Source organism: Bacillus sp. FSL H8-0545, from assembly GCF_038006105.1.
Taxonomy (GTDB): domain Bacteria; phylum Bacillota; class Bacilli; order Bacillales; family Bacillaceae_G; genus Bacillus_A; species Bacillus_A cereus_U.
Window position 1 is genome coordinate 148,789 of sequence record NZ_JBBOUO010000003.1, and the last position, 24,761, is coordinate 173,549.

A 24,761-nucleotide genomic window follows, 5' to 3' on the forward strand; every position below is an offset into this window, starting at 1 on the left:
AGAAATGAAGATATAGAAGAGAGCTTTTGAAAAGTTACTGGAATAATATAAATTACTGATTCTATTGTATATACTATATATCACTACTATAATCTCCTTTTCAATATAGAAATATCCCTATTTCTATAAGTGGATATTTCTATATCCCGTTGCTTTTGTTACAGAAAAGGAAATTTAAATTATTAACAGATATTTCTATATTTTGCAGTTTAAAAATTGCATCACTAGAACTTTCTCCACGACTTTTTCTTTTCTCTCGCCGTTGCAACTTCCTCATGATATTCCTTCATCAATGGTTTTTTCTCTAAAGTAAACTGTTTAATATTTTTCTTGTACTAAGCTACTGATCAGTATTAACACCCCAGTGTTTTTGAGCTAGTAGCGCCCTTCTTTTTATGCATTATCTTTTAAATCTATTACAAGTACCACATATCATTGCTTTGATTCCCTTCTTAAATATAGAAATATCCCTACTATTGTTAGCAAAAATAGCGAAGATATTCCTGTTTCTTCACCTAATAGTTAGCAAAAACAAGTGAATCTGCAGGAGAAAAACAAATTTAAAAACCTACAGGACAGTTTTTAAATTTCTAGTCAATCTAAGAAAGAGCCTGGAGCACTAATGAAACTCACTAATAGGAAATATACTCATGAAATAATTAGTTTACTAATTAATCATTATGTAGAAAATGAATTAGCTCTTGAAAAGAAAAGAGAATTTAAATTATTAGCAATACATATAGAAATATCCCTTTTTCTAAATAGGGATATTTCTATATGTATTAGTGTATTTTAAAACAGGCAAATTCAATAACTACATTAAAAAGAATCCTATTTCTAGGACTCTTTTTAATACTAATTTTTAGCTTTAACTTACATTTTATCGATGATCATTTGTCGTTTATACCATTGATTTAATTTGCTTCTCGCGGTACTAGAGAGACGTTTTGTTTTTTTATTATAGAATCTAGAAAGAGTAGGCTGCGATATACCTATCTCTATTGAAAGTTCTCGCATAGTTATATTCTTTTTCATATGCATAAACTCTATTTTCTCCCTGATTACTTGTTCATTTTCATTCGTATCTAATGGTTTTTCTACAATTTTTATTGGATGACTTTCCTCATGTATTGTATCAATTGTTTTCTTTTTCGCTAAGTTTTCCATTGAACTAATTAATTCTTTTGGTGGCAATATTACTATTCCTAACTGTGAATAATAGTTTTTAAACCAATTCTTCTTTGTCAGTTTTTCTTCTTCTAAGCCATTATGATATTCCCAATGAGAAATTACTTCTTCTTTTTCTAAATCAATAAGCACATTTTCTAATTGTTCGCGGATACGATTAGGTTTTTGTTTCTGGTTTATACCCATAACTGCTAACAAACCTTTATCTCCACCTATAGAATAAGGTCTTTGTAAGCTAGAAAACATTTGACGTATTCTCCATTGCCATGTCAAATATCGAATTAATCTTTTATGATATTTGTGTCTATAACTATTATATTCAAGTGCCTTTTTTGATAATAATGCGGTAGTACTATTAGATCCATATATATATCCGGATAAGAAACTTCCCGGTTTGATTCGGCACGATTCTATCCCCATGTATTCGTTTGTGTTTTTATCTCTCCATAGAACTACGGAATCTAATACAAATAATCTTTTAATTACCTCGCGTTTTACTTCGTAATGCTTACCTGTTTCAGCACGATCATTTAATACGACTACTTCATTATCATCATTTAGATATATAAAAATACTCGCTAAGACCGCAATCCGCTTCGCTACCTTAATTTTATCTTCCACTCTATAGTATTCGACACCATTTGCCTTAGCTTTTGAAATACTGCACATTTCTAAAACTTGTTCATATGAAAAATCAATAAATTCATCCGGCGATTTTGCTTCATTCAACCATTGAATTGTGATCGTATCTAAACAATCTGCAGTTAAATCATCCATATTACTCATTACGCCATCTACTAATGTATTCCATCTTGCTGTCTCTTCAATATTCGTTAACTTTAGATCTTCATCTTTATGAGAGGAAAGCTGTGCCACTCCATTACTATCCTTTGTTTCAATAGGATAAGATTTTAACCGTGTGTTTTCATCTTCTTCAAATTGATTTTTAGCTATTCCATCTCTTAACTTATAATAGACCGCGGAGTTATTTACTTCTAAATAGTTTTCATTCAATATGTTCGCATCTGATTCACTTGTTGCTGTATGCACTATAGTACTAGCTGTCTGATTTTCACGAAACTCTTGTTCAATAAAGACACCTATTTTCTCATGAATAATTAATCTGTAAGTATCTATATTTTTAAATATATCTAGAGAAGAAACACCTTTTCTTTGTTGTCGCTCTAACCACTGTACAAGCATTGAAAATGATGGAGAAAGGTATTCTGAAGTCACAATTTTACTTTTATCTGCTTCAACCTCAACATAATAGGAAACCCATTTATGCCACAATTGCTCATCTTGTTTATACAGTGGTTCTGTTATTGATAGTGCATCTCTAAACAATTGTAGAACGTCTTCCATATAAATTCGGCTCCTTATATACATTTAGTTATTATTGATCTTAATTTGAAAATAATTAGCTATATGATGTTCCTTTTTATAAAACTAGAAATAAAGTCGGAATATTTCATTCTTTCATTTCACTGTTAACATGGTAAGGGCTCTATTTTGCATACTTATAGCCCTCTCTGTAACTGATTATACAAGACTCAATCAATTTGTAAAATCCCAATAGCAATTATACAAGTACTTATACAATAACCTATCTTTCATTCATTAACTCTTTTTCTATTAGATTTCCAGTACTATTATTCATATTTATCTCCCTAAAGTTCCTCTTACATTTAACAGAGAAGTAAAAGCCAAAAATGTAAAGATGAAAATATATATGTTACTTCGAATACCCCAAATTCATCAAAAATGAAAATTTATAGTCATATCATTCCCCTTTCCATCAAAACATGAAACAAAAATGACATTATGTAACTCTTTTTACTAACTCGAAATTTTTTTCTAAAAGTGCTTAAAGCTTGATATATAAGCGTTTCTATTACAGCTATACTATTAGTTATGAAAATTTATAGCTATATGATGTCCCTTTTATTTTAGATGAAAACCCCATAAACCTTTTTATATTAAGGCTTTACACGTTTATAACCCTATTTTCACGTATTTATGCAACATGAAAATCGATAGCTGTATGATGTCCCTTTTTTTAACCAAACATGAAAACCCACCTAGCCACTTCATGTTCCTTTTATAATTGTAAAATTACAGATAAAGCCCATTAACATCACTGTTTAAAGGGTTTCATCTGTTTAATTCACAATTATAAACATGAAAATTCATAGCCATATCATGTCCCTTTTAATTTTTAAAAAATCGATATAACTGTTGATTTAATCATGTTTACAAGGTTTTTTTGCTATTTTCCTTCTTTTCTACCAATATGAAAATTCATAGCCACATCATGTCCATAAAAAAAATTTCAAGAATCCTGAAACCCCTTGATACACAAGGGATTAAAGGGCGTTTCATCTTTTTATTTTTTCTCTTAAAGGGACGCATTTCAACAAATTTCGATTTGGTATAATCAAAATTGGTATATTTTATAGTGTTTTGGCATTTATTTCTGAATTTATAGGTAGGAGGTGAAAAAGATGGGAAAATCATTTATTATTCGTAATCAACGTAGTCTAAATGGACAATCTACAAATGCAATTTTAGTAACACTGAAGTCTTGGCAAAAACTTGTTGAAACTTTCGAAGAGAAATACTACAGCTATAAAGATACATACCTTGAGGATATTGTTGATCATATGACATATGAGGAGCGTATTGCCGATGTGGATGGCTTCGTAGCACAGGCTAAACCATCTTTTTCACGTCGTACACTATCTGCTATTTCGGAAACAATGGGAAGAAAGCATAAATTATATGGCATTACAAACGCAGATTTGGAAGTCTTCTTATATCTACATAAAAAATGTTACACGAATGGAGTCATTCCAAATGTAACAATACATATGATGTGGGAAGATTATAAACTATATAAAGAAGAATTTGCTTACATACAGCATTCCCAATTTTATATTTCATTAAAAAAATTAAACCTACATAACATTATTACAATTGAAAATGAATTAGATGGCCGATATACCATTAAATTAACTCATTTTATGAATGAGGAAACTGAAAAGGCCAATGCATATGTTTATATTAGCCCAGTGGTATTTACGAAAGCTTTCTTTGAGCTATCAGTTGCAGCTAAGAAGCTATTCTTAGATATTGCTATGCAACAGCACAGTGAGACTACACTAAAACGTTCCTTAGATAAACAAGATGAACGAGGAAATAGAACTCATTTTGGTGGGATGTACCGCTTTTTACATAAAAAATATCCACATCAAATCCGCGCAGTTATGACAGAATTAACAACTGCATTACCATGTACAGGGACTCCACTATTCAAAATTTGTAAATTACAAAAAGGGGTTAAGAATAAAAAAAGATATACGACTCTATATCTATCCTTACATACGGATTTCTTATGTGCAAAAGAAACAGGAGAAGTACAGTATCGCGATCCATTCACACCAAAGCTTACTTATGCTCGTAAAGCTCGTTTTATCGAATCCGTACTACAAGAAATGAATATTGGTGAATTTACACAAGACATGAACAAGTTTATCCATGTACTTAAATATACATGCCATCGACAAATTCGAAGCGTAATTCATAGCTTACGTGACATGATAGATCGTAATGAAGAGTATCCAAGCAAATTAGTATATACACTGAAAAAATTATTAAATCAAACATCACAATATCAAATTCTTGATACCGCAGCTAAAGAGGGTATTTATCCTCTGATTACACAACATGTTCCAAAAGAACAAAAAGAACAAGCTGTATTTGATTTCGGATTGCATTTCTCTATGTACTCTCTTCGAAACATCAAAAAGCTGTTCCGCAAAACGTATGAGTTACTAAACTACAAATTTGCTGTACCTGTTACAGAGGAATCATATCACCGCAACTATCTAAAGTATCAAGAAGAAACGTTGTTTAGAAAGTATGCCTATGAACAAGGTACAAACCTAAACGCTTATATGGCTTTAGAAATAGAAATACGTGAACTCTTAAAAGCAAGAGGACATAAAGAGCGCTTTATTCCTAGTGATGTTCGTGAATTGTTCATTGAAAAGATAGATAGATTACCGAAAGAAAAGCTTCGCGTTATTGAAGTACCAGATAGCTTCAATTTAGTTACATTTATGCGTGCCTTTGAACAGTTAATACGCGCTGGTATTCCAGTAACAACAGCTGAGCAAGTACTCGCAGTAATGAAAACGAACTAATCCTAATCAGCTCTCTATTTTTGAAAAAAATTCAAGATAGAGGGCTATTCGTGTTGATACATTTATTTAAAAGGCTTTTACTCATTCTTCACAATAAGTAAATTTACTCGATTCTATTCAAAATAGAGTCTTTTTTTATGCAATCATATACAAAAATAGTATGGTACCTATCTCAATTTCCACACATATTTCCATAAAAACATGTTATAAGCTGTCTAAATATATTCAAATATCTACAAGAAATCATAAGAAAAAAATTAAATTTCGTGGATAAGTAGATAAATAACACATAATGTGAATAATTTAGTGAGATGATCATTGATATAAATAGCTTAAACGCCTTAATCTATCAAAAATCATCAATATTAATGTGAGTTATGTGCTAAGCCTTGACAATGTTGATTAAATAACACATAATGTGAATCTTTTGTGGGTAAATACAATAAGATTGTGGAGATTTCGTAAATTCACATGAAATTTTACGATTGAATAAATATGTTTAACAATGTATTAATTTGTTTCATTTTTTATGTAGGAATACTAAATTTCATTTATGATTATTTGTAGATTTTAAATCATAATAATACCTAATTTTCCGTTGTTAGATTCTACTATTTATGATTTTTTACGCTATGAAATGATAAAAGGCTTTGTTACAGTAAGGATATACGTACATTTCTCAGTCCTATATAAGTTTTATCTTTATATTTTTAATATATATAAGATATATATTTATATTAGATTTTATTAACTAATCTTCATAAACAAACTGATACAGTATAACCATGATAAATGATTATAGAAGAACTAAACCAATCGTATCATTCATTAACTATCATTTTGTGTTTTGTCCACGATACAGAAGAAAGATTTTTCTAAACACAAAAATAGAAGAACGTTTCAAAATGTTGGTTCAAGAAATATGTAACAGACTGGATATTGTTATTATCGCAATGGAATGTGATACAGACCACGTTCACTTGTTTTTAAATACAATGCCAATACTTAGTCCCGCCGATACAATGGCAAAAATTAAAGGGGTAACATCAAAGCGTTTGAGGGAAGAATTTCCTCACCTTATGCATTTGCCAAGTCTATGGACACGTTCCTATTTTGTTTCTACTGCTGGAAATGTATCAAGTGAGACAATAAAACATTATGTTGAAAATCAAAAAACAAGGGGGTGAAACTTATGTCGCAAACCATAACAGTTCAAGTTAAATTGCTTCCAACAAAAGAACAGATCTGTTTATTGGAACAAAGTAGCCAAGAATATATCAGAGTCATTAATGAACTTGTATCTGAAATGGTTGAGTTAAAGAAAAGCACTAAGAAAAGTACAAAAGATGTTCTCGCTAACCTACCAAGTGCGGTTAAGAATCAAGCGATTAAAGATGCGAAAAGTGTGTTTTCTACAAAGGTGAAAAAAAGTAAATACAAAATCGTTCCGATTTTAAAGAAACCCGTTTGCGTATGGAATAACCAAAATTATTCATTTAACTTCACACACATCTCGATTCCATTTATGGTGAACGGAAAATCAACTCGTTTGAAAATACGTGCTTTATTAGTAGATAAGAATAATCGTAACTATAATTTGTTAAAACACAAGTTAGGTACACTCCGCATCACAAAAAAATCTCACAAATGGATTGCCCAAATATCTGTTACAATTCCTACAACCGAAAAGACAGGAACAAAGATAATGGGTGTCGATTTAGGGCTAAAAGTTCCCGCTGTTGCAGTAACAGACGGTGACAGGGTTCGTTTCTTCGGAAACGGAAGACGAAATAAATATATGAAACGTAAGTTTCGTAGTGTCCGCAAGCAGTTAGGAGAAGGTAAGCAATTGAATGCTATTCGCCAAAATAATGATAAAGAACAAAGATGGATGAAAAACGAAGATCACAAAGTAAGTCGTAAAATTATTGATTTTGCAATATATAATAATATTTCTGTCATTCGATTAGAACAACTAACGAATATTAGACAGACGGCAAGAACAAGCCGTAAAAACGAAAAAAATCTACATACTTGGTCATTTTATCGTTTAGCACAATTTATCGAGTACAAAGCGACATTAGTTGGTATTAAGATCGAATATGTAAACCCTGCTTATACAAGTCAAACCTGTCCAAAATGTTCTGAAAAGAACAAGGCACAAGACAGAAAATACAATTGTACATGTGGGTTTGAGAAACATCGTGATATCGTTGGGGCGATGAATATTCGCTACGCAACTGTGATTGATGGTAACAGTCAATCAGCCTAAGCACCTATATGGTCTGGTTTAGGAGGGGCAATGAGATGCCCTCATCTTGAAGTCTGTTCAAAACAGAAATGGACTGCGAACGCTTAGTCATTCAAGAATCCCACCCGTTAGTCCGTAAGGATTAGGGCTTGCGACTTCAGTCGTGGGAGTCTCAAATTGTTACTAAAATGACTGAAAAATATTCCATTCATATACAAAAAATAAGGATATTTTCTAATATAAAAACAACCTTTTTTAACGAATATGATTTCTATGACGCCTCATGGTAAATGCTACGTGTCGATCTTGACTGAATATGAAAAAGAGACTGTACAAAAAGAAGTAGAAACAGTTGTTGGATTAGATTTTGCAATGGATGGATTATACGTTAGTTCTGAGGATGAGAAAACCAATTCTCCTAAGTTCTATCGTAAAATGTTAGAACAATTAGCAAAGGTACAACGAGGATTAGCAAGACGTGTTAAAGGCTCAGAACGTTGGAGCAAGGGGGTTAGCTCGACTGTCTTAGGACTAATTTGTTAGCTATCAAAAGTAATGACTAACCGAGAAGCTCCTACTTCAAGTAAGCTCATAAGAGCTAATAATTGGCGAGTAGTTCACTTGCAAATCTTTTTCTTAATGGTATACTGTAAATACAAACTAAGGTATATACCTGATTAAAAAATCATACAATAAAAAAGAGAGCAACATGCTACCAACATGTGCTCCTCTTTTGATAACTGCTACCGTCAGGTGGTGGCTATCAATTATCGTTTATTTTTACGAAAACCACTCTTTTTCTGCTTGCGACGGCGTGAAGAAAGGGTGGTTTTCTTGTTATTAACACAGATTCAAAGAATTTAAGATTCTTGTCGAACGTCATTCCTATTTTGGAATGACGTATTTTTTTAGGGACAAATTCGAAAATCCTTATCATTATCATATGTATTTAGTGTATCTAGAATTCTATATGGATGGTGAAGACATATGAGTCAATATCAAATGCTGTATAGTACACCTTATCTGTATTCTTCTCGAACATTGAATCAAATGTACAAAGCTAATAAGAATGAAGAAAACATATGTGCTATACAAGAGCATATGTTACGTCACGAAGTATATCTGGACCAACAATACCGAGGTTACTATTATTTAAGTCAAAAGATTGAAGAGGAGTTATACGGCGAAGAACATGCATTGTCATGGAATGAGCTACTGGATGATTATCAACTTTATAGAGATCGTAAGGGGAATTTATCTATCAAACCGAAAGGATGAGATAAACATGACAATCATTGGAGAGCTAGGGATTGTATATGGCGTGACCGGAGCTTCAGTTTTAGGAATAAAATTGCTGAAGAAGAAAGGTCTTTATCTTCCAGGTTGGTTGCTACGTGCGGGTCTTAAATGCTTGTTGATTGGGAGTGTTTGGTACGTTCTAATGGATATACTAGATGTGTTTCTACGTTAGTATTACACCTGGTAGTTGAAAGTGATTATAATAGCGCATCTTAAACCGCTTTTTCTAAGCTTCCATACAGGCTCAACTACCTTAAGGAGGTATGGAGGGAATGTTGTCACTTTTATTAATTCCAGCAACCTTTATAACTGTAGCGTATTTTTATCAAAGTAACGGAATGAGTGATAAGAAAAAAATTGCAACGTTTTTTGAAATTGCAAAGATATGTGTCCAGCATAAAGGTGAATTACAATACCCCATTTTTATAAAAGAAATTAAGGATGATATAAGTATGAATTATGTTTACAAGTTACCACTTGGTGTACCTAGTCAACTTATCCAAAAATTAGCTGAAGTATTAGAAGAAGGCCTATATAAACCTGTTAAAATATCGTTCCATCAAAGAGAGCTTCATATTCGCGTATTTAAGCAACAGATACCTGAAATGTGGAATTGGTCTAAGGATCTATTAAAAGAGCATACATGGAGAGTTATGATGGGGAAAGCGTTAGATAAACATGTGTATCATGATTTCGAGAAAACACCGCATATGTGCGTGTCGGGTATGACACGGTTTGGAAAGACAGTATTTCTAAAAAATGTGATGACGAGTTTGATTTTACAACAATCTCAACATGTAAGTTTTTTTATTATTGACTTGAAGGAAGGATTAGAATTTAGCCCCTACAAGAATTTGTCTCAAGTTGTAGAGGTCGCTGAAAATCCGAAACAGGCGTTAGAAATGTTGATGAGGGTACGTGAAAAGATGGTAAGACAGATTGAAATGATGAAGAAGTCCTATTTTACCAATATCATAGACACATCAATTAAAGAACGTTGCTTCATCATAGTAGATGAAGGAGCAAATCTATGTCCTACACAAGGATTACCTAAAAAACAACGGGATGTATTATTTTTGTGCCAGGAGATGTTATCTGAAATTGCAAGAATAGGAGGTGGTTTAGGATTCCGGCTCATATTTTGTACGCAATATCCTACTTCTGATACATTACCAAGACAAATTAAACAAAATGCTGATGCGAAAATAGGCTTTCGATTACCAACGGCGGTCGCTTCACAAGTTGCTTTGGATGAACCAGGTCTGGAGGATCTGCCTTCCCTTCCAGGAAGAGCATTATTTAAGACAGATCGTACAGAAGAAATCCAGGTACCTTTTTTAAAGGATACAGATATGTGGGAGCTGTTAAAGCAATATAAGGTGGTGAAGCAAAATGAGGCATCAAACACTCAAACAGAAAGCGAGACAAATCGAGATTTTATCGAGTTTAAATAAGCTGGAATTTGCTTCTAGGAGGCAATTGCAAGCCATCCACTGTCTAGGGAGTATTCGAAATGCAAATCGTGTTCTGAAGGATCTCCGGCAATATTGTCATGTCACTTCGCATAATCGGGAATATGTATATTATCTCAATAAAAAAGGTTGTGCCTTGCTAGGATTAGAACCCAATGAACGAAAAAAGAAACACCAACTTGAACATATACTTTTAAGAAATGAAGCTTGGATGTGGCTTGGATTTCCCGATTGGAAAATAGAGCAAGTTATAAAATTCAGATACCAAAATGAAGAAAAAATAATTGTACCAGATGCTTATTATTTAGTAGATCAAGTCCCACATTTTGTTGAAATTGATAGGCTGCAACACATGAAAAATAATGAAGAAAAAATACAGTATTATAGTTTAATTGCAAAGCTATATAAAAAGCAAAGGGATATCGTACCAAACATTTTATTTTTTACAATATCTGATTATCGAGAAAAGAAGTTAGAGAGTTTTGGAATAAAATATAATGTGTATGTACGTACATTTCTATTAAAAGAAGTTTTGTAGTTCCACAGGCTTTCTTCTCTGCAACTGAATTGTTAAAAAGGACTACATAGTTTAGTAGCCCTTATTAAGTCCAAAAATCTGTGTTATTAACGTTTTTACCAGTTAGTTTACGTAAAGCTTTAACGATTTTATTAGCACTTTTCATACTTGGTGAAACACTTTCTATATTTGCTAGACGACTAACAGTTGATTCTCTTAGTCCACCAATTTTAGCAATATCTACTTGTTTTAAATCGTGTTTATCTATGAATTTTCCAAGTTTTGAACGGGGTTTTTTAAACCATGACATATAATACACCTCTTTTGTTTTTTAGTTATAACTTGTCCAAAACTTCTATTTTTCAAACTTCGAAATAAAGAATAAATGTAAAAATGGAGCATATAATAAAAATAGAAAACTAAAAAACTGTAATAATTTTGCGTAATATAGCATTCATAGTAATAGCTACAAGTTGCTGATACACTATTCTAATGGCAACTTGTTGCAAAGGGTATTCCTATAAAATTAAAAGCTTGAACCTATTGATACACAAGGGTTTAGGCTTTTCTTAATTCATGGAGTAATGAAAACAAGTTTAATAAAATAAGAGATATCATATTGTTGAGTGGTCGAATGTTGAAGAATTAAATTAATAATTTCACGTACCATAATGATAATTAAAAAATATTTTCTAAACGGTTGTATAACGTAAAACAAAAGGTTTATAATAAGAACAAACGTTCTGTTTCTGGAGGGTAAACAATGTTTGATTACTCGAAATGCATGAATCGAATGATTTTCTGCATTGATCTTTGTTCATTTTTTGCTAGCTGTGCATGTGTCATGAGAGGATTAGATCCATTAAAAGTAAAATTAGCTGTTGTTGGTGACGTAAATAGAAAAGGATCTATTGTGCTGGCCGCCACTCCCGAATTGAAAAAAATGGGCATTTCCACAGCAACCAGATTATACGAAGTGCCAAAAGATCCAAATATAATTATCGTAAATGCAACAATGAGAAGATTTGTTGAAATTTCAAATCAAATCACAGAAATTTATACAAAGTATGTAGCGTTAGAGGATCTACACGTTTACTCAATCGACGAATGCTTTCTAGACATGCAACAAACCGCTCATCTTTTCGGACGTGATCCAATTGTAATTGCTAAAAGGATTCAAAAAGAAATATACGATAAAACGGGCATAACTGCATCCATCGGAATTGGGCCGAATTTGTTCCTTGCAAAAGTTGCTCTAGATGTGGAAAGTAAACATTCGAATTCCAGGATTGCAATGTGGTCATACGAAGATGTTTCGAAGAAATTATGGAATATTAAACCCCTACAAAAAGTATGGGGAATTGGAACGGCGACTCAGGAAGCTTTCCACAGCATGGGGCTATTTTCCTTGAAGGATGTTGCTAGAACGCCTAAAGAACATCTAATCAAGCGATTTGGCAAAGTAAAAGGTGAAGAGTTATATCGTTTCTCATACGGTATTGATGAGAGCCGTATTGCTAATAAATACATTCCTAAAAGTACCTCTATAACAAAAGGACAAATCTTGTTAGAGGACTGTTTTAGCCCAAAGAAATTAAAATTACTTCTTCTAGAACAAATTGAAGAAACTTGTTTTCGTTTACGATCTATAGATAAATGCTGTCGTACGGTTGAGCTTTCTATAGGCTATAGCAAATACATCGGTGGAGGATTTAAACGAGCGATTACCTTGGATCAACCTACTTGCTTAACTGAAGATGTATATGAGGCTTCTTTACAAATATTAAAAAGATTTCATTCTGGTCATCCGGTACGCCAAATACATATTACACTGAAAAATTTGACCAGGGATGACGCAATTCAAATGTCATTGTTCGAAGATACTTCCCAAAAAGATACTAAAAGGAAATTAGCAAAAACAATGGATAGTATACGGCATAAACATGGTAAGAATTTAATTATGAGAGGTATCAGTTACATTAAAGGGGCTACACAAAGGGATAGAAACGGAAAAATAGGTGGGCATAAAGCATAAGGAGGAATACAGAACATGATTGATAGAGGTATGATGCGTTGGGTTCCATTTTCAGCAATAAAAGAACAATTTGAAGGACTAAATGAATTATACGATAAGCAAAATGAAGTACCGATGCCTATTTTAGATGAACAAAAATTAGATCTTATAAATGATATTGTGTGTTGTGCAATTGCTGAAAACAAGCAAGTAAGCATTTCATATCAAAAACAAAACAAAGCATATTTGGAAGTGGGTTATATTCATTACTACGATATGATTTGTAATGAATTAAGATTTAGGAACCAACATGATAATGTACTATATATAAAAATTTATCATGTAACAGATATCAAATATATATAATGCTTTAAAAATCCTTGGGTGGGGGAGTTATGATGAAAAGTCAAAAAGAGCTTATCTATCATTTTATAGAGTTTTGGGATTTTGAGTATATTTGTTTGGAGAAAAAAGGTTTGGGGTTTCCAGAATTAGAAGAAGTAATGTTGAAGTATAACATGCATAAATCTGATGAGAATTTGGAATTTAAAGAGTGTTGGATACATCGTGAATTTGTGGATGGAGAAGAATTAAGAACAGTTCAAATTATATATGAAGATAGTAAAATCAATAGGGCTGTTCGTTTATGGGGATCTAAGAGAAATAAAGATGGAAAAGTTCTTGCAATGACAATGGACTTTTTAAATATAGATACAAAAGAACTTGAATGTGAGATAAATATATTAAATGAAGTTCAAGATAATTAAGTATTTAAAATCACCCTTAGAATTGTATCTTTACAAGAAACACCATAAAATAAGAAAACCCCTTGTCTAATGCCATGATAACAAGGGGTTTAAGGCAACCATTATAGCGATGTTTCTTATGGAATTATAGCTCCATTTTCTCTTTTGATGAAGTATAAGTAGTTAAAACCTTGTATTCTTCCCCTACTAATTTATAAATTTTAGTTAGGAACTGTTCATGTGTAATTGAATTTCCGTTCCTTTTCTTTATACCTTCGGACATTATCAAAAACTCCCTCATGTGTATTTCAATAATGATTTATAAAGAAAAGTCCTGTATTAACAGGACTCAATTTCTATTGTTTCTTTACAGATTTTCGCTATATACTTTATAAAATCAATTATCGGATATGTTATTAACGAAGGATGTTGTGTAAATGTTATTCCTTCTTTTTGTATTATTGAAACGAGTTGTTCTATACTCATTTCTTTTCGTTTAATTTTATTGTAATGTTTAAATACGATATTTTTCCACTTGAAAGAATCGCATTGGAAATAACTTTGTCCTTTTATTGTATGGTTGAAAATTTGTTCTAACTTTTCTCTTCGATGTTTTTCTTTCAAAAAGTTCTCCATACTACATACCCCTCCTAATCGTTAGCTATGCAAAGTTTTCTTCCGTATTTGCTATAACCAGTCTCTAAAGTTAAGATCCATTCGTGTAAATCTTCCCAGGAGTATCCTAGCTCAGATAAAATTACAGGAAATAAATCGAAATTATCACGCCAATCATACATATTATTGAGAGCATCCTCTAATCGACCAAATGAAAACAAGGGGATATTTTTCTTCTTTTGATTTTTATAAGTAGCACGTACTAAGTAAACATAAGTCCTCCCATGTTTCTTATTAAATACAAAAAAGCCTTTCGTTCCCTTTCATTTCTCTCACCCTTTACGTTTTTCCCACCATACTATTGAAAAAAGAAAATATGGTGGGAAAGATATGTTTAAATGTGTTCTTCATTAACTAGTTACTAGTACATTATCTTTTACGAATTTTTCAGCTTGTATATAGAGCAAAAACAAATCTGCACTAAGCGTTATAGTAGTTGAGTCTTTTATTCTTTTAAGGTTAATAAAGTCGTGTTCTTCATTACCGAACATTTTTGCGTAACCTAAAACTAAGTATACAGTGTTATCTTTTGAAAAGTGGAAAAATTCACCGCGTTTTGGCCTCATATTATATCCTCCTAAAAGTAATTAGTTATAAGGGAAAATTAGTGCGCCAAGAGCAAATGTTGTTTTCGAATTTTTTTAAACTGACCAAACTTTACTAGTTGCCGATTTTCTAGTCCAGGGATCTTATTTGAAGAATCGGAGACATCCACAACAATGGTATTAGTTAATACATTAACTACCGAACCAATTAGTGTTACTGAAGAATCATGACGATAATGGAATTGTACAGGATCACCAATTTTTACATTTACAGATTTTTTATTCATAAAATAGTTCCTCCTTAATTATATAGGTTGAAAGATATTAGAATTAAAACCCAAAATATACTCCAGAGATCATATATGTAGCTACAACCATAAAAATAGATATTCCAAATGTACCGAAGAAGCAAATGTGGGAGGTAATACAATTATCTATACCAAACCATTTACAAGTGACATTATATCGCTTATTTAAATTGGTTTTTATAATAATTTTCATTTTTTCTTTTTTAGTTAAATGTGATAAAATATTCTTGCTGTGATGAGTTTTTAGGTATATATTTGCCTTCTAGAATCAGCCTTTCTTTTATAATGTATCTGGAAAAGCCCTTACTTACTTGGCGGTGGTGGGGGCTTTTTCGTGTCTATTTTTAATGGGTAATCCCTAATTCTTTTGAGATCCGTAAACTTTAGTCATAACCTCTTTAGTTAGAAGCCATGTATTTCCTGACTTCTTGACTAATCCTAATTCCACGTAATTTTTTAATTTACCACGTACACATGACGATCTCACGGTACCTTTTTCTAATCCCCACTTCTGTTCGGCTTCACTTGCTGTAAAAACATTGGAAAGTGGGGAGTTTAAAAATTTTTTTCTACAGAACTTTTCTTATCAGTCATTATATTCCTCCTCTCTAATCACGAAAACATGATGTTCTATGTTTTTATTTTATCGCGTTTTCGTGATTGATCAATAATATTTCTGAAAATTATATCTGTTAATTCCGACAAAAAAGCACATAACCTAAATAGATTATGTGCGTAATAAAAATTTTCTTTTTAAGCAATGCTTATATGATTGGAATTGGTTGATTTACTACTGTGTTCTGTAATTATCTGTTTCAAATACATATATTGTTGATATAGTGTACAGCAAAAGGATAAATTCGTGTCCTTTCTCACATTTCCACCATGCTTTTTTATTGGAACCAACTGTAACATGGAAAGGAGTTAGTTTTCCATTTTTAGTTTCATGCCACTGTTTAGCTAGTTCAGGGTTTCTTATTGCTATGCTGTTTTCCATAAAGTGTTACCTCCTCTCTTTTATATGCTAGGGGTATAGACCATACAATTTGTTTACACATTATAGCTATTTGATATATCTATATGGGGTCACCATACCATGCTCCAAAAAGAAAATTGTATGTTTAGACATAAAATCGACACATTTTGATTAGTTCCCTGTATGTTAAGGAGTTAGTTTGTATATTTGAGGAAATGTGCGAGACAGGTGTAAATTTAAAGGAATCCAATATTTTCTATTCAAATATGATAGAATGGAAATATATGCAAAACGGAGGAACGACAAATGAACTCAAACACAAAACAGTTTATTTATGATATCCAGCAAAGAAAGAACAATTATATGGAAAATGTATTAATAGCAATACAACACCCTAAAAAAGAGCAATCTGAACAAGTCATTCAAAATATAGTAGAGAAGATGGATATGATGATCAGTTTAGTTACTACTTACATGGCTATTGAATCAGAATCTATGAAAGAATTAAAAGAGCTTCAGGAAGAAATTATTCATGCTCAAGCATATATTCAAAAACGAAAATTTGAAGAAACACAGAGATAAAACCCTGTGTTTTTACTTGTTCGTCTATGACGCTAATCTGTTATAAATCAAATTAGATTATTGTTTTGGCATAACCCATACAATTTTTTGAATACGTACAATATACGGTACCGTATATTCAATAAGCAAATGATCTGGTTTCGCATCCTTTAACTTTCCTCTTACAGTTTCAATAACCACATATTTACCAATTGTTGATTGTAATGTCTGATATACGTAGGGATTAGGTACACTTACCATGTTTTGTTCGCTAAAGTCATTTCCCTCCAAAAAACTCATTAATAGGTAATGATATAGGGATATTTTGAATGTACATCCAGGTTGTTCCTTTCAAGATATGTATCATTTTAAATACGCCCTTTATTAGAATACTGCTCATACTTTTTTTGAGATTCTTTAGTAATACGTGCGTTAAGTAAAATTGCTAACAACAAAAACACGCCATATTTTCCCCCTGTAGCTCCTATGATAATCACACTACTACAAACAAGTACAATTAATAGGAGAAACGAAACTAAAGAAATACGTTCATAGTTCTTTGACATCTTCTCGTATTTTATGCGTTGTTTCCTTGCATCCATCTAAATTCCTCCTTAAAATTATCAATTTTCCTATAAAATAAATCTCGCCCTTAAAAAGAAAACAATCTATCATTTCAAATAATTAGTGTTTTTAAGCAACTAATGTATATAACATAAAAAGAAATCCTACCAATATTAAGCTTTCCACCATGATAATCGCGACCCTCTCCTTCCTTTTAACCACATCAGATGGAATATATGTATATCCTATTATTATCAACAGCAAACAAAAAGGATCTTCCCTTCTCGTAAAGGCTGATCCTTTTCTTCGTTCATACAACTATTTTTAGCTATTCTTGATTAATTAGAATAACAGCTGGTCCATCTACACGAATTCCACCAACTTCGATTTTTTCATAAGGCTCAACTGTAATAGAAATGATTCCTTCTCGCTTCTTTAATTCATTACTTAATTCTTTTGTTAACATTTTTTTCATGTGTGCACTCCTTCTTACTGCTTAATTTACTATTGTTATGTAAATAAAATTAAAAATGGTTTCCTGGTCTGGAAACCATTTTTTGTAGTTGACCATATGGTGTTACCAGTTCGTTTATCAATTTTACGTAAAGAAGATAAACAATTACTATTCACTGTCTCAGTAGATGTAAGGAACTCTGAAAGATAGCGGTGAGATTGATTGTATTTTCTTCTAGAAATAATGACTTAGATAATATATTACCTAAAACAATGAAAGCCCTACCTCTCTTTCATCCTTACGGCTCCTTGTCCGTGCCAGTGTGAATCAGGATTGCAAAAATCAAGTGACTATTTAATCGAGTTATTTGATGAAACTTCGAACGTTCGTAAAAGAAATTTAAAAATAAAAATGGATTAGATTGAAGTAATAACAAAAGAGGTTCCTACTCTAAAAGTGAGTTGAAGAAGTTGAATGTCTTTGAAATGATTTATTTTTAATAATAATCATATTCCCGAAAAATTCAGGATATTTCCGGGGGATGTAATACATTATCTATAATGAACCTTAACCGAAACTTTTTATTTGATTTTCAGTGATCCCTTTAATTAATCCTAGTTCACTAATCAAAAATTCATGTGCGTTATCCAACATTTTTTTTTCGCTTGTATTAAGTGCTTTTTCTTTCTTCATACGCATTAAATCACGTACAACTTCAGCACCTTCTTGTATTTCACCCGTTTTTATTTTGTCCGTGTTCACTTTATACCTTTGTTTCCATGGCAGTAATCTATCTGATTCTCCATGCTGAAAAATGTGTATAATGTGTTTTAATGCAAGTATATCAGTAACTGGGCGTATACTCGAACTTAATATTTTACCCATAGGAATCATGACTTGCATATTACTGATTGACATTTTTATGACATAATACTGTTGTTTTTTCCCTGAGAATTCTTTTTCTTCTATGGCTTCAATTATACCTGCTCCGTGCATTGGATAAACAATGTTATCGCCAATTTGAAACATATAATCCACCTCCATATATGGTAACCTTCTTAACCTTAACATATATGTGATTTTTTATCAAATATTTTATAATATCATAAATTTATTTTTGGTGTCAACTACTTTTTCTTTAAAAATCAAATTAAATAAAAACAGCACCAAAACAATAGGGAGCGTGTCAGATTTCCAATAAAGGAAAGGGGAATTTCCCCGCGTATATTCTGAAACCTCTACTCATTAACGTAGATCAGCTTTCCCTTGAAAACGACCAAATCGATCCCGTATTTTTTTCAATCTTGTGTGGTACTCCAAAATCTCAATTCTTGCTTTTTCAGCTAGAGGTGCAATTGGTCGTAAGTCTTTTAACCCCCAATAATCAACCACTACATCAAGTACTTGATCAAAATATTGTAGTGGCCCATAGTTAGCTTCTTTTGCAATCACAGCCATTCGATTTTCAAAATCAGGCATGACAGCACCTGGCATTTTAAAATTCATAATCACATTGGCAATATGATAGCAATAATTAGGTTCCAATTCCAAATGTGTTCGAATAACGTCTCGATAAAACGCATAATGAAGAGTTTCATCTTTTGCAAGACGGCGTAATAATGTAGCAAGATCTGGATCATGCTTACTTGCAACCTTAGCTACATTATTGTAAAACACCATCGTTGCAAGTTCTTGTAGCGTCGTATACGTCATTGCTTCGATTGGTGTGTGAAAATCGGGCTCAAATCCCCCCTCAACGACTGACTTTCTTAATTCATGTAATCGTTTGGGATTCACACTTCGAGTGAGTAGTAAATATGTCTCCAATAAATTCGAATGTTGATCCTCTTCTGAAGTCCAAGTATGAATAAAGTCTGTAATAACAGAAAGGGACCCTTTAAAAGTCGCAGATAAATACGTTGTAAACCATGGTAAATTCACTTCTGTTAATAAAGCTGTTTCAATGGCCGTAATTACACCAGAAGGAAGAGTAACTTGACTTTCATCCCAAGGAACTCTTTTAAAGTCCATTCCCTTATCCCATGGTAAAAACTCATGATAACCCCAGTCTATCTTCTGCGCTCTTATTTTATGTTGTTCATACAGTTCTTTTAAACGTGGTTCTAATCGGAAATCTAAATCATTTGTTAGCATACATAAGTGCCCCCTTTTTTTATCATAGATAGTCATTCTATTTCTACACTCATTTTTATCCTTAAAAATTTTCTATAAATAAATATTGCTTTCCTTTTTTTAAGTTAAAAATAACAAATTTTTAACAAAACTCATTAAGAATAGGTTAAAGACTTACGTCGATAGCTATGTTGCGATACCTGTATTCAAAGCTAATGTTAATAAAAGGGGAATATTCTAAACATGAAAACAGGAGCAATTCATGAGGATTTTTAAAATGTCCAAATGACTCATATTGGTAAAATGAATCATTGATAGTTTTTATGAAATCAAGGTAATTATACAACAACTATTAAGTAACTTCTTTAATTACATGCCATTACAGCTCTTGTATAATGGAGGGGAATTCCAGAATTCCATTACTGTTAACTTATAAAGGATATGTACAAAACTGTCATTTGTTATATAAGAGGTAGCGTCCGGTTTATGCGGATTTAACAACGTTAAGAAAAAAACCTTGTCTCAATAGGGTTTAATCTATTGAGACTTAAGTGTTTTGGTTCTGGTGCAAAGATTGCATTTATTTGAAAGAGGTATATAGATCCCTAATGGAATCTATTCTTATGCAGCCATTCCGAATAGTTGATGAATAAACTTCATTTCATTTTGGACAGACTTGTCCCGTAAAATAAGTTGGCCTTTTTTAATGATATGCATCGCTTCTATTCCTGAAAGAATAGATGTAGCTGTACGAAAAGACTTCAATCCTAACATTGAACGAACTCTCTTTTTAATAAAACGATGATCTTGCTCTACAATGTTATTCAGGTATTTTATCTGCCTTATTTGGATGCCTACAGGCATCTTTTTCTCTTTCTTCAACTCTTCAAACGCTATAGGATAGGCTGGGTTTTTGTCTACTGTAATCACACGGGGCTTTGAAGCATGAAAAGACCGCAAAGCTTTCTTGAAAAAACGCTTTGCAGCCCTATGATCTCTTGTTTTGCTTAAATGAAAATCAATTGTATTTCCTTTTGAATCAACAGCACGATATAGGTACATCCATTGACCTTTGACTTTCACATACGTCTCATCGACTCGCCAAGAATCATTGGTTGACTTCAGATGACGTCGTACTCGCTTATCTAATTCGGGACCATATTGATGAACCCATCGCATGATAGTTGTATGGGCAAGGGATAGCCCGCGTTCTTCCATCATTTCGACTAAATCACGAAAACTGAGGTTGTACCGTAGGTACCATCTCACGGTTAATAAAATAATATCCGGTTGATAATGTTTCCACTTGAATAGATTTTGCTTTTCCATACCAATCACATCCTTTTTAGAATACTAGTATCAGTATGTCCAAGTTTAGGAGGTTACTTACAAGCGTTTTGGAGTGTTTGCACCAGAACCCTTTTAATCGTTTCTAACAGTTGAAATGCTTCATGTGGCGTATAATCTTCTTCCTCAACTAATCTCGCAAGACCAGTAATTATTAGCTGTTGACCAAAACTCTCTAGATTCAATTCATCTTTATTCAATTCCCATTCCCCTCTCTATTTAGCTAGAGTGATATACTCATCTAAGGACTTTTCAATTGGACACATTTACCACTTTTTATTTTTGAAAATTATGATAATATAACTTTACCGAGTCCCTTCATTCTCGGTACAACTCATATTAGAGAGCCCCGAATCCCTCAACATCCCTTTGCTCGGGGCTCTTCTATTTAATTAACTCCGCTAAAACGATGTATCCATGATGTTTTACAATAGCTTCCGCGCTGTTATGTACTCCTCTAGCCTTTAAATCTCGTATCATTTTGATGATGTTTTCTCGTTCTTCTTTATCTCGCTGCTGTTTATCCATTGCCTTACCACCTTATTTATCTATTAGGGGTCACCATACATGCCCATCAACCTAACAGAACAAGTTGCCCCCAAAATGAAATTTCTATGTTTGATTAAGCCCTTTTTGTTTTAAAGATTGTATACTACTTTATAGTGATGACAATAGTAGCTCTAAAAAAATAGTGTTCTCAAGATATTTATCTTAAGAACACTATTTTCTAATTCAGCTTTATTTAAAATACTAACGGTGATTACTATTTGATACGCATATAGACAAGTCGTACGTCATGGGAAGTATACAAAGGTTTCTAACGAACAGGTGGAACAGGAGGAACCTGAATACACTGGAAAAACAATTAGAAGAAAAAAAGAGGAAACAAAAAATGGATCGTATTTTTAATCATGCAGTGAACGGAGAAGCATATTTCCATAGTCCATCATATAAGTGGAAAAGTATTGTGTTACAACATTTCAACAAAATACAACGCAAAGAAATGAGCATTGAACAGCTCGTTTCTTTGCTTGAAAAAGAAGGAATTCAGTTCGCACAATCTAAATCTTTAATTCGATATCCTGTTATAGATTGCTTGAAGTATATCGCAAAAATTAGTGGGGCGAACCTAGAGTTGTAAAATTGTATAATAAACAACGATATTCTTAATTTTAGGAGGGAAAAATGGTTGAGTGTGTGACTCGCAACGCAACTATCAGATTCGATATACAATTATTGCACCTAGTGGAGAACGATATACGCTACGATCAACTCACTTTATTTTAATGTAATATTTGCATCCCTGAAAACTTTATATTATGATAATGGAATAATCTAACTAAACCTAATTATTTATCGGAAGTGGAGCGAATCGTTATATGTATCCTAAGTTCATTGACAAAATGGCGTTTTCAAAAACACATAAAGAGTTATTAATTAAGCTGTATAACAAAGAAATTACGAGAAGTGAGTATAATCGTTTGATAGATACGTTCTATCAAACGCAACAAAAAGTAGTTGTAAAGTAAGTGGATTTTTGTTTTATAAATATAAGAAATTTGGTTTTGGTGCAAATATATGAAGAAGAACATGGATGATAGTAGATTCCTAACGGAATCGTATTTTATGCTATAAGTCCAAACACTCGGTGGACGAACTCTTTCTGATTTTGGACAGACTTCCTGGACTTATCCCCGTCAAGTAGACAACTGTAAAAAAGACTATGCAGCCATCGAAATTCGATATTCGATCGGAGCTCGATGATTGAGTCGTTTTTGGAATCGTTTGTAGTTATAATGATAGATGTATGTTTCAATTGCTTGAATTAGTTCTCCCTTTGTTTGATAGTCATTAAGATAAAACATTTCAGATTTAAAATGAGAGAAGAATGATTCAATGCAAGCATTGTCATGGCAGTTTCCTTTGCGGGAATGGCTGCCGATGGCGCCTAGCTGTTGAAGCATACGCCAATAAGCAGGAGATGTATATTGGAATCCTTGATCTGAGTGGATGATGGTTCCATACACATCTCTTTTTTGTGTTGCTAAATCTAATGTTTTTAGAACAAGTTGTAAATCATTGCGATGTGAGAGTTTCCAAGCAACGATTTCATTATTGTAAAGGGGATACGGCAACGATTCTGGGTATGAGGGGCCACTCTGTAAAAATATTCAAATAAATACAATAAAAACCGTAGAAATTAATTATTTCTACGGTTTTATGTTTACCTAAGTTTATTTAATCATTTCACAACAATATAGAATTCATCCGCCATTTCTTCTTGAGCATCTTGAAATGTTTCTAAAATCAAATCTGCTTCTTGTCCTAACATATTCTGGCTTTCTTTGAAAAATTCCCATTCTATTGTTAAGGGAAGAGTAACCCATGCAGTTAAGCAATCCCACAACGCATTAGCATTTTCACCATAGTAATCTGGAAGATCTAATTTGTTCTTTAATGTTTTATGCAGTGCATCTTTACTTGTAAACATCCGTCCATCTAAATATATTTTTTCCATAACTAAATTCCTTTCTACTTTATTTCAGTAAACGTTTTGTAATGATCTGAAGTCTTATACAGGTTGTTTTTGCCCAAATCCCCGAAAAGGGGGAATTAGCTAAATTTATGCACTACGTTAAAAAGTACACTTTATGACATAGCTAAAAATCTAGAATTTTTCATTTCAAAAATACAACTTATGCTTATTTGAAATATGTCAATTAAAATGTATATGTTTTGACATGTAGATTATTAAAAGTAGTTAAAACCCTTTATTTATAAGCGGTTTGTTTATAGTTCGCTTGCTATTCCCCCATTTCGAGGGGATGGACAAAGATATCCAATAACGATTTTGTTTCAACTTTATAAAACTCATTTTCACTAAAATCGTTTCAAAGTTTCCATTGAACATATATAATACTTTCAAACGATTTAAATTCTACAATCAGTAATGGAGGCCTTTTTAATGGGAAACATCCCAAAAGTAGTATCAGAACAATCGAACCCCAAAATACCATCACAGCAAGTGAACCCTAATACGTACCAAGTTAATAATAAAAAAATAAGACGCCGTGTTATAGCTGCTTTAGCTTTTATATTACCTGTGATTTTTGGTGTACAATACTCCCTTAATAAGCAACAAGATAGTATTAAAGAAAAACAAATCATGATGGGTAAGGCAAAGCAAGAATTATCTTCTTTAAAAAAAGATGGGCAACACATTGAGAAAGACTTCAAAATGTTAACTGGTAGCGAAGAAGATATTTTAAAGTTCGCAAGGAAACTGTATCAATTTTCCGATCCGAATGAAACTATATTTGTAACAACTGAATAAAGTAAGAAACCATATTCAGCACCTCGCGGTAATTCCTAATTGGGGTCACCATACATCCCCATCAACTTAAGAAAAATAAACGCCCCCAAAACGAAAAAATGAGTTTTTTTGTTACAAGTTAGCACAAAATTTCGTTCTGGGGGTACTATAAAATTTCCGCTTGATGGCGATG

At 32.4% G+C, this 24,761-nt stretch carries 31 protein-coding genes and 3 pseudogenes; 15 read left to right on the top strand and 19 right to left on the bottom strand.

Annotation, left to right across the window (positions count from 1 at the left end):
* Positions 1 to 873: 873 nt before the first annotated feature.
* A complete protein-coding gene (locus MHI07_RS28565; protein ID WP_340827241.1) occupies positions 874 to 2,553 on the bottom strand; it encodes a helix-turn-helix domain-containing protein in 1,680 nt (559 codons plus the stop codon).
* Between the two features lie 1,139 nt (positions 2,554 to 3,692).
* Here MHI07_RS28565 and MHI07_RS28570 point away from each other — a divergent pair.
* From MHI07_RS28570 to MHI07_RS28605, 8 genes and pseudogenes are all read left to right on the top strand, one after another.
* On the top strand, positions 3,693 to 5,393 hold the full coding sequence (locus tag MHI07_RS28570; RefSeq protein ID WP_340827243.1) for a hypothetical protein: 1,701 nt from the start codon (positions 3,693 to 3,695) through the stop codon (positions 5,391 to 5,393).
* A 785-nt stretch (positions 5,394 to 6,178) separates the two neighbouring features.
* The gene (gene tnpA / locus MHI07_RS28575) at positions 6,179 to 6,580 is read left to right on the top strand and encodes an IS200/IS605 family transposase (protein WP_340827245.1); all 402 of its coding nucleotides are present in this window, start codon (positions 6,179 to 6,181) and stop codon (positions 6,578 to 6,580) included.
* Positions 6,581 to 6,585: 5 nt separating this feature from the next.
* The gene (locus tag MHI07_RS28580; RefSeq protein WP_340827246.1) at positions 6,586 to 7,665 is read left to right on the top strand and encodes a transposase; all 1,080 of its coding nucleotides are present in this window, start codon (positions 6,586 to 6,588) and stop codon (positions 7,663 to 7,665) included.
* A gap of 246 nt (positions 7,666 to 7,911) precedes the next feature.
* Positions 7,912 to 8,151: pseudogene (locus MHI07_RS28585) on the top strand (transposase); the annotation flags it as partial.
* Positions 8,152 to 8,631: 480 nt separating this feature from the next.
* A complete protein-coding gene (locus tag MHI07_RS28590) occupies positions 8,632 to 8,922 on the top strand; it encodes a phage protein (RefSeq protein WP_033717025.1) in 291 nt (96 codons plus the stop codon).
* A 7-nt stretch (positions 8,923 to 8,929) separates the two neighbouring features.
* Complete coding sequence (locus tag MHI07_RS28595; protein WP_002107213.1) at positions 8,930 to 9,115, top strand: hypothetical protein; 186 nt, start codon at positions 8,930 to 8,932, stop codon at positions 9,113 to 9,115.
* Positions 9,116 to 9,215: 100 nt separating this feature from the next.
* Positions 9,216 to 10,397: an FtsK/SpoIIIE domain-containing protein gene (locus MHI07_RS28600; protein WP_340827247.1), complete on the top strand. Its 1,182-nt coding sequence runs from the start codon at positions 9,216 to 9,218 to the stop codon at positions 10,395 to 10,397.
* Entirely contained in the window at positions 10,336 to 10,953 is a 618-nt protein-coding gene (locus tag MHI07_RS28605; RefSeq protein WP_340827248.1) for a replication-relaxation family protein, read from the top strand. Before MHI07_RS28600 ends, MHI07_RS28605 begins: the two co-directional genes overlap by 62 nt.
* A 64-nt stretch (positions 10,954 to 11,017) precedes the next feature.
* On the opposite strand, the gene MHI07_RS28610 is transcribed toward MHI07_RS28605, so the two are convergent.
* Positions 11,018 to 11,242 carry a helix-turn-helix domain-containing protein gene (locus MHI07_RS28610; RefSeq protein WP_340827249.1) on the bottom strand — a complete coding sequence of 75 codons (225 nt, stop codon included), beginning with the start codon at positions 11,240 to 11,242 and terminating at the stop codon, positions 11,018 to 11,020.
* A 474-nt stretch (positions 11,243 to 11,716) separates the two neighbouring features.
* Here MHI07_RS28610 and MHI07_RS28615 point away from each other — a divergent pair, with 474 nt between their 5' ends.
* The 3 genes from MHI07_RS28615 to MHI07_RS28625 are packed head-to-tail and all read left to right on the top strand — an operon-like array spanning position 11,717 to position 13,713.
* Entirely contained in the window at positions 11,717 to 12,967 is a 1,251-nt protein-coding gene (locus MHI07_RS28615; RefSeq protein WP_445661765.1) for a Y-family DNA polymerase, read from the top strand.
* A 15-nt stretch (positions 12,968 to 12,982) separates the two neighbouring features.
* Positions 12,983 to 13,312, top strand: a complete 330-nt coding sequence (locus tag MHI07_RS28620; RefSeq protein WP_199663514.1) for a YolD-like family protein — start codon at positions 12,983 to 12,985, stop codon at positions 13,310 to 13,312.
* A 32-nt stretch (positions 13,313 to 13,344) separates the two neighbouring features.
* Positions 13,345 to 13,713, top strand: coding sequence for a hypothetical protein (locus tag MHI07_RS28625; RefSeq protein ID WP_105590282.1), 369 nt, complete (start codon positions 13,345 to 13,347; stop codon positions 13,711 to 13,713).
* Positions 13,714 to 13,837: 124 nt separating this feature from the next.
* On the opposite strand, the gene MHI07_RS28630 is transcribed toward MHI07_RS28625, so the two are convergent.
* The 7 genes and pseudogenes from MHI07_RS28630 to MHI07_RS28655 all read right to left on the bottom strand — a co-directional run bounded on the left by MHI07_RS28630 (position 13,838) and on the right by MHI07_RS28655 (position 16,217).
* The gene (locus MHI07_RS28630; RefSeq protein ID WP_340827252.1) at positions 13,838 to 13,975 is read right to left on the bottom strand and encodes a hypothetical protein; all 138 of its coding nucleotides are present in this window, start codon (positions 13,973 to 13,975) and stop codon (positions 13,838 to 13,840) included.
* Positions 13,976 to 14,031: 56 nt separating this feature from the next.
* Complete coding sequence (locus MHI07_RS28635) at positions 14,032 to 14,328, bottom strand: hypothetical protein (protein WP_340827253.1); 297 nt, start codon at positions 14,326 to 14,328, stop codon at positions 14,032 to 14,034.
* Positions 14,329 to 14,342: 14 nt separating this feature from the next.
* Positions 14,343 to 14,630: pseudogene (locus tag MHI07_RS28640) on the bottom strand (hypothetical protein); the annotation flags it as partial.
* Positions 14,631 to 14,717: 87 nt separating this feature from the next.
* Positions 14,718 to 14,933, bottom strand: coding sequence for a hypothetical protein (locus MHI07_RS28645; protein ID WP_044797606.1), 216 nt, complete (start codon positions 14,931 to 14,933; stop codon positions 14,718 to 14,720).
* A gap of 38 nt (positions 14,934 to 14,971) precedes the next feature.
* Positions 14,972 to 15,199, bottom strand: coding sequence for a methyltransferase (locus tag MHI07_RS28650; RefSeq protein ID WP_340827254.1), 228 nt, complete (start codon positions 15,197 to 15,199; stop codon positions 14,972 to 14,974).
* A gap of 379 nt (positions 15,200 to 15,578) precedes the next feature.
* Positions 15,579 to 15,755 (bottom strand): annotated as a pseudogene (locus MHI07_RS29485) (helix-turn-helix domain-containing protein); the annotation flags it as partial.
* Between the two features lie 255 nt (positions 15,756 to 16,010).
* Positions 16,011 to 16,217 carry a zinc-ribbon domain-containing protein gene (locus tag MHI07_RS28655; protein ID WP_234804666.1) on the bottom strand — a complete coding sequence of 69 codons (207 nt, stop codon included), beginning with the start codon at positions 16,215 to 16,217 and terminating at the stop codon, positions 16,011 to 16,013.
* A 285-nt stretch (positions 16,218 to 16,502) separates the two neighbouring features.
* On the opposite strand from MHI07_RS28655, the gene MHI07_RS28660 reads away from it, so the two are divergent.
* Entirely contained in the window at positions 16,503 to 16,778 is a 276-nt protein-coding gene (locus MHI07_RS28660; protein ID WP_002191560.1) for a hypothetical protein, read from the top strand.
* A 57-nt stretch (positions 16,779 to 16,835) separates the two neighbouring features.
* Here the strand turns inward: MHI07_RS28660 and MHI07_RS28665 are convergent, their stop codons facing one another.
* From MHI07_RS28665 to MHI07_RS28700, 8 genes are all read right to left on the bottom strand, one after another.
* Entirely contained in the window at positions 16,836 to 17,057 is a 222-nt protein-coding gene (locus tag MHI07_RS28665; protein WP_078177297.1) for a DUF2642 domain-containing protein, read from the bottom strand.
* Positions 17,058 to 17,125: 68 nt separating this feature from the next.
* Positions 17,126 to 17,359 (bottom strand): hypothetical protein, encoded by a 234-nt coding sequence (locus MHI07_RS28670; RefSeq protein ID WP_078177298.1) that lies wholly within the window; start codon positions 17,357 to 17,359, stop codon positions 17,126 to 17,128.
* Positions 17,360 to 17,649: 290 nt separating this feature from the next.
* A complete protein-coding gene (locus MHI07_RS28675; protein WP_000738547.1) occupies positions 17,650 to 17,796 on the bottom strand; it encodes a BC1881 family protein in 147 nt (48 codons plus the stop codon).
* 546 nt (positions 17,797 to 18,342) lie between these two features.
* The gene (locus tag MHI07_RS28680) at positions 18,343 to 18,804 is read right to left on the bottom strand and encodes a CarD family transcriptional regulator (RefSeq protein WP_002149222.1); all 462 of its coding nucleotides are present in this window, start codon (positions 18,802 to 18,804) and stop codon (positions 18,343 to 18,345) included.
* A 216-nt stretch (positions 18,805 to 19,020) separates the two neighbouring features.
* Complete coding sequence (locus MHI07_RS28685; RefSeq protein WP_340827257.1) at positions 19,021 to 19,929, bottom strand: acyl-ACP desaturase; 909 nt, start codon at positions 19,927 to 19,929, stop codon at positions 19,021 to 19,023.
* A gap of 600 nt (positions 19,930 to 20,529) precedes the next feature.
* The gene (locus MHI07_RS28690; RefSeq protein ID WP_340827258.1) at positions 20,530 to 21,237 is read right to left on the bottom strand and encodes an IS6 family transposase; all 708 of its coding nucleotides are present in this window, start codon (positions 21,235 to 21,237) and stop codon (positions 20,530 to 20,532) included.
* Between the two features lie 53 nt (positions 21,238 to 21,290).
* On the bottom strand, positions 21,291 to 21,455 hold the full coding sequence (locus MHI07_RS28695) for a hypothetical protein (RefSeq protein WP_340827259.1): 165 nt from the start codon (positions 21,453 to 21,455) through the stop codon (positions 21,291 to 21,293).
* A gap of 184 nt (positions 21,456 to 21,639) precedes the next feature.
* A complete protein-coding gene (locus MHI07_RS28700; RefSeq protein WP_165690471.1) occupies positions 21,640 to 21,783 on the bottom strand; it encodes a hypothetical protein in 144 nt (47 codons plus the stop codon).
* 364 nt (positions 21,784 to 22,147) lie between these two features.
* Here MHI07_RS28700 and MHI07_RS28705 point away from each other — a divergent pair, with 364 nt between their 5' ends.
* Together MHI07_RS28705 and MHI07_RS28710 are read left to right on the top strand one after the other, a co-directional pair.
* Positions 22,148 to 22,396 carry a hypothetical protein gene (locus MHI07_RS28705; protein WP_078177515.1) on the top strand — a complete coding sequence of 83 codons (249 nt, stop codon included), beginning with the start codon at positions 22,148 to 22,150 and terminating at the stop codon, positions 22,394 to 22,396.
* 262 nt (positions 22,397 to 22,658) lie between these two features.
* Positions 22,659 to 22,784, top strand: a complete 126-nt coding sequence (locus tag MHI07_RS28710; RefSeq protein ID WP_272913526.1) for a hypothetical protein — start codon at positions 22,659 to 22,661, stop codon at positions 22,782 to 22,784.
* A gap of 192 nt (positions 22,785 to 22,976) precedes the next feature.
* On the opposite strand, the gene MHI07_RS28715 is transcribed toward MHI07_RS28710, so the two are convergent.
* Together MHI07_RS28715 and MHI07_RS28720 are read right to left on the bottom strand one after the other, a co-directional pair.
* The gene (locus MHI07_RS28715) at positions 22,977 to 23,390 is read right to left on the bottom strand and encodes an IS3 family transposase (RefSeq protein ID WP_157681249.1); all 414 of its coding nucleotides are present in this window, start codon (positions 23,388 to 23,390) and stop codon (positions 22,977 to 22,979) included.
* Between the two features lie 107 nt (positions 23,391 to 23,497).
* Positions 23,498 to 23,773: a barstar family protein gene (locus MHI07_RS28720; protein WP_002187942.1), complete on the bottom strand. Its 276-nt coding sequence runs from the start codon at positions 23,771 to 23,773 to the stop codon at positions 23,498 to 23,500.
* A 447-nt stretch (positions 23,774 to 24,220) separates the two neighbouring features.
* Here MHI07_RS28720 and MHI07_RS28725 point away from each other — a divergent pair, with 447 nt between their 5' ends.
* Entirely contained in the window at positions 24,221 to 24,589 is a 369-nt protein-coding gene (locus tag MHI07_RS28725; protein ID WP_002192060.1) for an FtsB family cell division protein, read from the top strand.
* Positions 24,590 to 24,761 lie beyond the last annotated feature (172 nt).

Coding starts and splice junctions, on each gene's coding strand:
- MHI07_RS28565 (WP_340827241.1), bottom strand. CDS start 2,553: ATGGAAGACGTTCTACAATTGTTTAGAGATGCACTATCAATAACAGAA.
- MHI07_RS28570 (WP_340827243.1), top strand. CDS start 3,693: ATGGGAAAATCATTTATTATTCGTAATCAACGTAGTCTAAATGGACAA.
- tnpA (WP_340827245.1), top strand. CDS start 6,179: ATGATAAATGATTATAGAAGAACTAAACCAATCGTATCATTCATTAAC.
- MHI07_RS28580 (WP_340827246.1), top strand. CDS start 6,586: ATGTCGCAAACCATAACAGTTCAAGTTAAATTGCTTCCAACAAAAGAA.
- MHI07_RS28590 (WP_033717025.1), top strand. CDS start 8,632: ATGAGTCAATATCAAATGCTGTATAGTACACCTTATCTGTATTCTTCT.
- MHI07_RS28595 (WP_002107213.1), top strand. CDS start 8,930: ATGACAATCATTGGAGAGCTAGGGATTGTATATGGCGTGACCGGAGCT.
- MHI07_RS28600 (WP_340827247.1), top strand. CDS start 9,216: ATGTTGTCACTTTTATTAATTCCAGCAACCTTTATAACTGTAGCGTAT.
- MHI07_RS28605 (WP_340827248.1), top strand. CDS start 10,336: ATGAGGCATCAAACACTCAAACAGAAAGCGAGACAAATCGAGATTTTA.
- MHI07_RS28610 (WP_340827249.1), bottom strand. CDS start 11,242: ATGTCATGGTTTAAAAAACCCCGTTCAAAACTTGGAAAATTCATAGAT.
- MHI07_RS28615 (WP_445661765.1), top strand. CDS start 11,717: ATGAATCGAATGATTTTCTGCATTGATCTTTGTTCATTTTTTGCTAGC.
- MHI07_RS28620 (WP_199663514.1), top strand. CDS start 12,983: ATGATTGATAGAGGTATGATGCGTTGGGTTCCATTTTCAGCAATAAAA.
- MHI07_RS28625 (WP_105590282.1), top strand. CDS start 13,345: ATGAAAAGTCAAAAAGAGCTTATCTATCATTTTATAGAGTTTTGGGAT.
- MHI07_RS28630 (WP_340827252.1), bottom strand. CDS start 13,975: ATGTCCGAAGGTATAAAGAAAAGGAACGGAAATTCAATTACACATGAA.
- MHI07_RS28635 (WP_340827253.1), bottom strand. CDS start 14,328: ATGGAGAACTTTTTGAAAGAAAAACATCGAAGAGAAAAGTTAGAACAA.
- MHI07_RS28645 (WP_044797606.1), bottom strand. CDS start 14,933: ATGAGGCCAAAACGCGGTGAATTTTTCCACTTTTCAAAAGATAACACT.
- MHI07_RS28650 (WP_340827254.1), bottom strand. CDS start 15,199: ATGAATAAAAAATCTGTAAATGTAAAAATTGGTGATCCTGTACAATTC.
- MHI07_RS28655 (WP_234804666.1), bottom strand. CDS start 16,217: ATGGAAAACAGCATAGCAATAAGAAACCCTGAACTAGCTAAACAGTGG.
- MHI07_RS28660 (WP_002191560.1), top strand. CDS start 16,503: ATGAACTCAAACACAAAACAGTTTATTTATGATATCCAGCAAAGAAAG.
- MHI07_RS28665 (WP_078177297.1), bottom strand. CDS start 17,057: ATGAGTTTTTTGGAGGGAAATGACTTTAGCGAACAAAACATGGTAAGT.
- MHI07_RS28670 (WP_078177298.1), bottom strand. CDS start 17,359: ATGGATGCAAGGAAACAACGCATAAAATACGAGAAGATGTCAAAGAAC.
- MHI07_RS28675 (WP_000738547.1), bottom strand. CDS start 17,796: ATGAAAAAAATGTTAACAAAAGAATTAAGTAATGAATTAAAGAAGCGA.
- MHI07_RS28680 (WP_002149222.1), bottom strand. CDS start 18,804: ATGTTTCAAATTGGCGATAACATTGTTTATCCAATGCACGGAGCAGGT.
- MHI07_RS28685 (WP_340827257.1), bottom strand. CDS start 19,929: ATGCTAACAAATGATTTAGATTTCCGATTAGAACCACGTTTAAAAGAA.
- MHI07_RS28690 (WP_340827258.1), bottom strand. CDS start 21,237: ATGGAAAAGCAAAATCTATTCAAGTGGAAACATTATCAACCGGATATT.
- MHI07_RS28700 (WP_165690471.1), bottom strand. CDS start 21,783: ATGGATAAACAGCAGCGAGATAAAGAAGAACGAGAAAACATCATCAAA.
- MHI07_RS28705 (WP_078177515.1), top strand. CDS start 22,148: ATGGATCGTATTTTTAATCATGCAGTGAACGGAGAAGCATATTTCCAT.
- MHI07_RS28710 (WP_272913526.1), top strand. CDS start 22,659: ATGGCGTTTTCAAAAACACATAAAGAGTTATTAATTAAGCTGTATAAC.
- MHI07_RS28720 (WP_002187942.1), bottom strand. CDS start 23,773: ATGGAAAAAATATATTTAGATGGACGGATGTTTACAAGTAAAGATGCA.
- MHI07_RS28725 (WP_002192060.1), top strand. CDS start 24,221: ATGGGAAACATCCCAAAAGTAGTATCAGAACAATCGAACCCCAAAATA.